This is a genomic window from Maritalea sp. S77 (assembly GCF_049801075.1).
Classification (GTDB): domain Bacteria; phylum Pseudomonadota; class Alphaproteobacteria; order Rhizobiales; family Devosiaceae; genus Maritalea.
Map to the genome: position 1 here is coordinate 313,189 of NZ_JBNAGG010000001.1, position 6,751 is coordinate 319,939.

General features: G+C 48.9%; 8 protein-coding genes. 5 read left to right on the plus strand and 3 right to left on the minus strand.

Annotation, left to right across the window (positions count from 1 at the left end; all coding sequences use genetic code 11):
* Nucleotides 1-125: 125 nt before the first annotated feature.
* From ACP15Y_RS01530 to ACP15Y_RS01545, 4 genes are all read left to right on the plus strand, one after another.
* Nucleotides 126-890 carry a thioesterase II family protein gene (locus ACP15Y_RS01530; protein ID WP_424981253.1) on the plus strand — a complete coding sequence of 255 codons (765 nt, stop codon included), beginning with the start codon at nt 126-128 and terminating at the stop codon, nt 888-890.
* Nucleotides 877-1,581, plus strand: a complete 705-nt coding sequence (locus tag ACP15Y_RS01535; RefSeq protein ID WP_424981254.1) for a 4'-phosphopantetheinyl transferase family protein — start codon at nt 877-879, stop codon at nt 1,579-1,581. Before ACP15Y_RS01530 ends, ACP15Y_RS01535 begins: the two co-directional genes overlap by 14 nt.
* 78 nt (nt 1,582-1,659) lie before the next feature.
* Complete coding sequence (locus ACP15Y_RS01540) at nt 1,660-2,316, plus strand: hypothetical protein (RefSeq protein WP_424981255.1); 657 nt, start codon at nt 1,660-1,662, stop codon at nt 2,314-2,316.
* 39 nt (nt 2,317-2,355) lie between these two features.
* Nucleotides 2,356-3,231 carry a TauD/TfdA dioxygenase family protein gene (locus ACP15Y_RS01545; RefSeq protein WP_424981256.1) on the plus strand — a complete coding sequence of 292 codons (876 nt, stop codon included), beginning with the start codon at nt 2,356-2,358 and terminating at the stop codon, nt 3,229-3,231.
* On the opposite strand, the gene ACP15Y_RS01550 is transcribed toward ACP15Y_RS01545, so the two are convergent.
* Genes ACP15Y_RS01550 through ACP15Y_RS01560 form a run of 3 tightly spaced genes read right to left on the minus strand, consistent with a single transcriptional unit; the run spans nt 3,228 to nt 6,250 of the window.
* Nucleotides 3,228-3,890, minus strand: a complete 663-nt coding sequence (locus ACP15Y_RS01550) for a hypothetical protein (protein WP_424981257.1) — start codon at nt 3,888-3,890, stop codon at nt 3,228-3,230. The genes ACP15Y_RS01545 and ACP15Y_RS01550 overlap by 4 nt on opposite strands.
* Nucleotides 3,877-4,899, minus strand: a complete 1,023-nt coding sequence (locus ACP15Y_RS01555) for a GSCFA domain-containing protein (RefSeq protein WP_424981258.1) — start codon at nt 4,897-4,899, stop codon at nt 3,877-3,879. Before ACP15Y_RS01555 ends, ACP15Y_RS01550 begins: the two co-directional genes overlap by 14 nt.
* Nucleotides 4,886-6,250, minus strand: a complete 1,365-nt coding sequence (locus ACP15Y_RS01560) for an MFS transporter (protein ID WP_424981259.1) — start codon at nt 6,248-6,250, stop codon at nt 4,886-4,888. Before ACP15Y_RS01560 ends, ACP15Y_RS01555 begins: the two co-directional genes overlap by 14 nt.
* A 36-nt stretch (nt 6,251-6,286) precedes the next feature.
* Here ACP15Y_RS01560 and ACP15Y_RS01565 point away from each other — a divergent pair, with 36 nt between their 5' ends.
* Nucleotides 6,287-6,541 (plus strand): hypothetical protein, encoded by a 255-nt coding sequence (locus ACP15Y_RS01565; RefSeq protein ID WP_424981260.1) that lies wholly within the window; start codon nt 6,287-6,289, stop codon nt 6,539-6,541.
* Nucleotides 6,542-6,751: the final 210 nt, after the last annotated feature.

Consider the following 6,751-nt stretch of genomic DNA (forward strand, 5'->3'; position numbering starts at 1 on the left):
ATCTAGGTTTCTTCACGCAGATTGCTTTGGGTAATTGGGTGTGTTTTTGCGCGAGCTTTTGCGCTTGCACCCGATATTTCGTCTTTTCTCCCAATCATTTGTGAATTTGAAACAGGTCTGCTTATATGCATGCCAATGGTGATTTGCGCATTGATTTGGAGCTTGTTTTTATGCCTGCCGCTACTTCTGCATTGCAGCTTTTCTGTTTTCCACAGGCTGGCGCTGACGCGGCCATATTTAAGAGCTGGGAGCGTTTTCTGAGCAATGATGTGCAGGTGACCCCTGTCACCTTGCCGGGACGCGGTGTGCGGCTTGATGATGTGCCACCAAGCGATTTTCAGCGCCTTTGTGATGATGTGTTCGATGAACTGCGGGCCGGCCCAATGAATCGCTTTGCGTTTCTGGGCTCCAGCATGGGCGGATGGATTGCGTATGAGTTGGCGTGGCGGTTTGAGCAGATCGAGCAAGCACCTGAGTTCATCATTGCACTGACGTCACCCTCACCCGACCAGCCGCGGGAATTGCCAACACTAGAGGATGAAGCGCGGATCACCGATGATTTGTTGACGTTCAACCCTCACTTTAAAGAACTTATGCAATATCCTGAATTATTGGAATTATTGTTGCCAACAATTATCAGCGATTTTCGGATGTGTGCGGCCTATAAGCCAGTGAGCGGAAGAGGCATTTCTACAGACATTCTAGCGATCGCTGGGAATCAGGACAGCGTGACCCGCCCTGAGACTATGCAACCTTGGGCTCAGTTTACAAGCGGGCAATTTGACCTTCAGCAAATTGACGGTGAGCACAATATGCATGAGGCGCCCAGCCGGGAATTGCAATATATCGTCAATGATTTTGTGGCGCGAAAAACTCATGTCACTGCCTGAGCAACTTGAGGCATGTCGGTCGCGCATACATAAGGCGCTAGATGCGGATAAAGCAGCCGTATTTCATGCATCTATTGATGAACTCAAGGATATGAAGCCCCAAATTACGCTAAACGAAACGGCGAAATTTGATCGGGTTTTGGTCGTTGCGCAACGCGAGGCGCACATTTTAGGCCGTACTTTGGTCCGGTATTTTCTGGATCTACCCACACTTGACTTTGAGCTGACGGAAAATGGCAAGCCACATTGTCAGGGCGTGCAATTCAATATTTCTCATACGCAACAAGCTGTTGCGGTTGCCTTTCATCGGCATCACGCTGTGGGCGTGGATATCGAAACAATGTCGCGCAAAAAAGAAGCTGACAGTTTGATCGATATGGTGTGTCACGCCAATGAGAAAGCTTGGATTACTCAAAAAGATGCTGCCGAACAAGGCAGCACGTTTTTGCGCATGTGGGTGCGCAAAGAAGCGCTGTTAAAGGTGACGGCGACAGGGTTGATTGATGAGCTCAACACTATCGATGTGCGGCTAAATACGCATAATCCGGTTGTTGATTTTTCGGGTTCTTTTCGCTTGTTGGAATTTGATGATCCACAGGCCGAAATAATTGGCTGTTTAGCGGTAAATTCAGCGGTAAATTGCTGTGTTCTGACTTGCCTCAATTGTGCAGAATTGCTAGGTTTATCATAGATTTTGCGGGTCGAAATTTGATGCGCTTGATCACCTGATTTTTGAAAAGCCATACTGCATCAAATGAGGCCCCAAATAATGAATAATAGTCCCCATTGGGCCCTCACCCTTTCACACATTTTAAGTGCCAATGCGGCAGCGAAAGATATTCCGCCGCTCGCCTCCAATGATGTCGAAAAAGATGATTTTGATGCGGTGATTAAATGGGTTTGTGATGGGCTGTTGCCCGTGGCGAAAACTGTTTCGCAATTGCGGGCTGAGGATTTGTCGCCCCTTCAGCGCGTTGAAACTTTGGCGCAGCAATGGATAACAGACGGCACCTATGTTGGCACGCTTTGGGCAGCAGCATTGCGGGACATGTTTGAGCAGCAGACAGGTCAATCCTTTGCCTATGACGCGACTTATGATGCGGCCCATGAAAGTGCCATGGAATTTGCTGGCAAAAATCAAGACATGATCAATGAGCATTTCGGCAGTGCAGAGAATTATGCGGAATATTATGCCGAGACAGACACCAATGCGATGCTTGCCTTTTTCAACCGTACAGTAAGTGCGGCGATGGGCGATGGCATTGCCAAAAGCTTCGAGACCAGAAGCGTCGACGAATTTTTGAATAGCTGCCCTGACGCATTTTTACGTGGCTTGATGCGCAGCTATCAGAATGCCTTGGGCCCCAAAAGCCAAGCAGAATTGGCAACAGAATTGCAGGAAAAACTGCAGCAGGCCATCAATTAAAACAAACGGACAAAAAGAATTGTTATCTGGGAGAGAGAAATGGACCACACCAATTTAGAAGCGATCAAAAAGATTGCCACGGCCAAAAAGACTGACTTTAAGACCATCAATGTGAAGCGCTTCAACCCGGTTATCGGTGGCGAAGTGAGCGGCATCGATATGTCACAACCGATTAGCAAAGATCAGGTTGCTGAGTTGCGGCAAGCGCTGAATGAATATCATGTGTTGGTTTTCCGAGATCAAAAAATTGATACGGAACAGCAAAAAGAGTTTGCCCGCAATTTTGGCACGCTACGGAAAATGGCGCTTGAAGATATTGATGGCGATGATCCCGAGATTGTGTTGATCCAAGCCTCGGACGCTTCGCAATTTGTGGCGGGTGAAGTTTGGCACACAGACGGCACTGCATCGGAACAGCCCGCTTGGGCACAGATGCTGCACATCCACCAAATCCCCGAAATTGGATGCGGTGGCGACACGGTTTTTGCTAATATGCATTTGGCCTATGAAATGCTTTCGCCGGGCATGAAAGAAATGCTGGAAGGCATGACAGCAATCCATGATGCGGCGCTGCCATGGGCTGGGTATGAAGCGCCACCCAACTTGCCAAAAATTGAGCACCCAATTGTGGTGAAGCATCCGGAAACGGGTGCAAAAATGCTCTATATCAATCCCGGTTTTACAACGCGCATTTTGCAGCTCACTGAGTTTGAGAGCCGTGCCATTTTGGAAATGCTGTTCCGGCAGATTGAGCATGAAGTGCTGTTGAGCTGCCGTGTTCAGTGGGAAGCTGGCACCGTGGTGTTCTGGGATAATCGTTGCACGCAGCACCGGGCAATTTGGGATTATTACCCCTATTCCCGCTTTGGTGAGCGGGTAACGCTTGTGGGCGAGAAGCCTTACGAGAAAATTTAGAGGCCAGCGGCCTCTAACATCTTTTTGCCCAGGGCGGTATTTCCATGAATTGGATCATTGTCCTGGCAATATTTAGCCAGAAGATTGCCTTCTTTATCCGACGTGTCATTGCGCACATCGATGACTGAACAGCCAATTTTTGTGAGTTCGCTAACTGCACGATTTTGCAGCGCGCGGAACAGTTCAGCCCAAGCACTGTCTGGAACGCGTTGTGGTGGTAGGGCGAAAAACACGGTTTTGCCCTGCTCGACTAGGTGCTGATGAAAGGCCAACATTGGCGCTTGCATGCGTTGAAAGATAGATTGACACATGGGACCAGCGATAAAGTCTTGCGTAAAGCCTAGATTTTCGTCGCGGAAGTTTGCCCAAACGGCGCGTGCCGCCGGGAAATGAAAGCCTGAACCAATGGTGGAGACAATTGGGATCTCTAAATCTTCAATGCAATCTTCACTCCAAAGCTGGCACAGCTCGCCATAGACGCGGATTGTATCCTCTACAACAAAGCTGAGTTTGCCCTGCTCTACCTCGAAAAATTCTGAATAAAACTCTTTGCCGGACGCGATGGGGCCGCCGCCAAATTCGATGCCTCGCTCCCTTGCGGCGCGACCAATGGTGCCTGCGTGCGAGTCACCAATCAGTGCAAATTTATGCTTTGCCATAATATTCTAAAATCTCATCTTCACAGACAATATCGCCCATTGGAACCGGGCTGGATTGTTTCTCTTGCCCCAGGCCTTCAAAGAAATGTTTCATCACATAATCGACGCCGCTCGGGGAAACTGTTCGCTTGTTTTCGTTGAAATAGGACTGGTCCAACATGGCTGGTGAGACCAAATCATAGGATGGGAAATAGTCCACATGCTCATTGGCATTGGCAAATTCGCCAGCAAGGGCACGCAGCACCGATTTGGTATAGGTGCTGGCGGTGAGCGCATGATGGCCAGTTACCGTCGCCGTGATCGGCACAGGCGAAACGGTGAGCAGCATTTTGATGTTTGGATTGTGACTCTGCATGGCGTCGAACGCGCTCGCCAACGCTTTTTTGCCCGACTCAAAACCGAAATTGATGCACTGATGCTCATCAGGGTTGAAAGTGCCCTGCACTGTGCCTGGGCAAGCCGGATAAATGGATTTTGACTTCGTGTTGACCCAAGCTTCGGTAAGGCCCGGTGTAAACAGAAAGATATCGGCTTGTTCGATTGCTGTTTTGACTGCTTCGGCCGTGACGTGGCGCGAGGCCAGTACATCTTCGACGCTGTCAAAACCATTAGGCCGAACTGATGGGCGGAACGGGTCGAAAAATCGACCGTCTGTTTCCCACACTTCTTGGTCCATGCTGGATCTATCTAATGCCCAGCGCACCCATTGCGCCAATAAAGCAGGCGTATAGATGTTGCCAGTGCGAAAGGTGAAGAGCCCATAATTATGCGCTGTGTGTAGTGAGCGTGGCAAAGATTGCGGGGGCTTCTCGGTGACCAACCAATTCATGCCGCGGCTGCGCAGGGCGCGACCAATATTTTGCGCGAAGCATGAGCCGGCGGTGGCAACGGCATGTTGCTTTTCTATTTTAAACTTGGGAAGCCAGACTTGGGTTAGTTCGCCCTGTTTGGGCTCGGCGACGCCGAGTTTCCAAAATGCGCGATCATCCAATTTTTCATACGGATTCAATCTCCCGCTCCTCCGCAATTGGTTGTTTTTCTTTCAAAGCGATATAGCCGATCCATGCCAATGGCAGGCACAAGGCGGCTGCAGCATAAAATAGTACTGGCCCGCCCAATGTGATGATCAATTGTGCGGCCAACAAAGGCGCAACGGCGCCTCCGAGATTGGACAGCATGTAGATGCCGAAAAACGAGTTTCGCTGATCTTTTGGCGCGACTCGATCCACAATGGTGAGAAACATGGGCAAAGCAATGATTTCGCCGAGTGTTGAAACCCCGATGGCCAAAACCCAAAGCCAGACAAATTGCTGTTGGTTGATGGCAATCATCAATAGCGACAAGCCCAAACATGCAATGGCGACGAGAAAGGCCGTCCGCTCCCCCATTTCCATAATCTGCTTCATAAACAGGCCATGAATGACCAACACAACAACTGTGTTGGTGACGGTGAGCATGGCGATGATCGCCGCCAGATCGGGCACGCCCAAATTGATCATATGCAAGGTCAACGGCTCGTCGGTTTGCGCATAGATAAAGACCAACAGCAAGTTAGAGATGAACAAGGCGACAAATAGACGATGTTTGAAAGCTTCTTTTAAGACGGAAAGGCTTGAGCCACGTTCCTTAGCGGTCGGCGTGTCCTCAATTTCTGGCAATTTGAACTGAATGGCATAACCCAAGAAAACATAGCTTGCGGCAGCGATGAGGAAAATTGAGTTGTTTCCATTTTGAATAAACCAGAGGCCAATGAATGGCCCGACTGCGCCTGCAATGTTCACAATGTAATATCGCACATGGAAGAGCGCTGGGCGCTGTTCTTCATTTTCGGCCAATTCGCCCAAAGATGAGCGCAAAAGTGGCTCTAACACCCCTCCAGCGACCGAGAACAAGGTGATCGCGATAAAGTAAGCCTGCAAGTTGGGCAGGAATGCTAAAACTAGAAAGCAAATGATGGTCAGCAAGTTGGCGCCATGCATCAAATTCTTTTTCCGCATCCCGTCGGCAATGAATCCAGCAATGGGTGATGCCGCCAAACCGACAAATGCGCCCAAAGTAAACAGAAAGCCGATTTGAAAAACGGTTGCGCCCAAGCGCTCACTCAAAATGACAGCTAAAAACGGGAAGACCATAAAACTGGTCAATCGGGTCAAAGTGATCGCGACAATAAAGAATTGGGCGTGGGGCGGCAGGCTGCGCAAAGTTGCAACAAAGCCCCCTGCATTCTTTTCATTGGCCACGCTGTTCTCCCCCCAAACGTCCATTGTTGGATCGTTCTTATCTTGCGATGTGATGTCTGCTTTTTTCAGGCAAGCATTTTTATGTTTGAACACATCACAAGTTTGACAGCGTAGCGTCATATGGATCGGATATCCATTGCAAGAGATGCATAGGGTATGCAGATTCAGCATTGGATTGATGCACAAATCGGAATTAGCCTGTTCGAGTTGCCGAACCATAAAATGGCGGTGACCAATAACGATAATATCAGGTGCCATATGTTGAAGAAAACATATGTCTTGGTTGCCAATTATGCTCTGGGAGGGACTAGCATTATGGGCGAAAAAAATATTTTAAGAACAAACTTAAAAACGCCGATGATCATTTGTGTGTCCATGCACTTCGGCGCAACCAAGTTAGTGCGTTTATAGCCTTTTCGCATTGCACCCAATTTGATCGGACCTCGCACTTCATCTCCCTCGCTTTAGCTTTCGCTACTAAAGATCTAGGCGCATGGCGCGAGGTTCGATCATTTTATCCATGGGCATTATGACCAACAAAATAGCGGTAATCTCGCTAATTTGGATGCCCAAAAGGTCAAGAAGTTGGCAACCCATCCATAGTATTTGAGATCTTTAAAG

Excerpts from the sequence above, each read along its gene's own strand:
- ACP15Y_RS01530 (WP_424981253.1), top strand. The coding sequence starts at position 126 with ATGCATGCCAATGGTGATTTGCGCATTGATTTGGAGCTTGTTTTTATG.
- ACP15Y_RS01535 (WP_424981254.1), top strand. The coding sequence starts at position 877 with ATGTCACTGCCTGAGCAACTTGAGGCATGTCGGTCGCGCATACATAAG.
- ACP15Y_RS01540 (WP_424981255.1), top strand. The coding sequence starts at position 1,660 with ATGAATAATAGTCCCCATTGGGCCCTCACCCTTTCACACATTTTAAGT.
- ACP15Y_RS01545 (WP_424981256.1), top strand. The coding sequence starts at position 2,356 with ATGGACCACACCAATTTAGAAGCGATCAAAAAGATTGCCACGGCCAAA.
- ACP15Y_RS01550 (WP_424981257.1), bottom strand. The coding sequence starts at position 3,890 with ATGGCAAAGCATAAATTTGCACTGATTGGTGACTCGCACGCAGGCACC.
- ACP15Y_RS01560 (WP_424981259.1), bottom strand. The coding sequence starts at position 6,250 with ATGACGCTACGCTGTCAAACTTGTGATGTGTTCAAACATAAAAATGCT.
- ACP15Y_RS01565 (WP_424981260.1), top strand. The coding sequence starts at position 6,287 with ATGCAGATTCAGCATTGGATTGATGCACAAATCGGAATTAGCCTGTTC.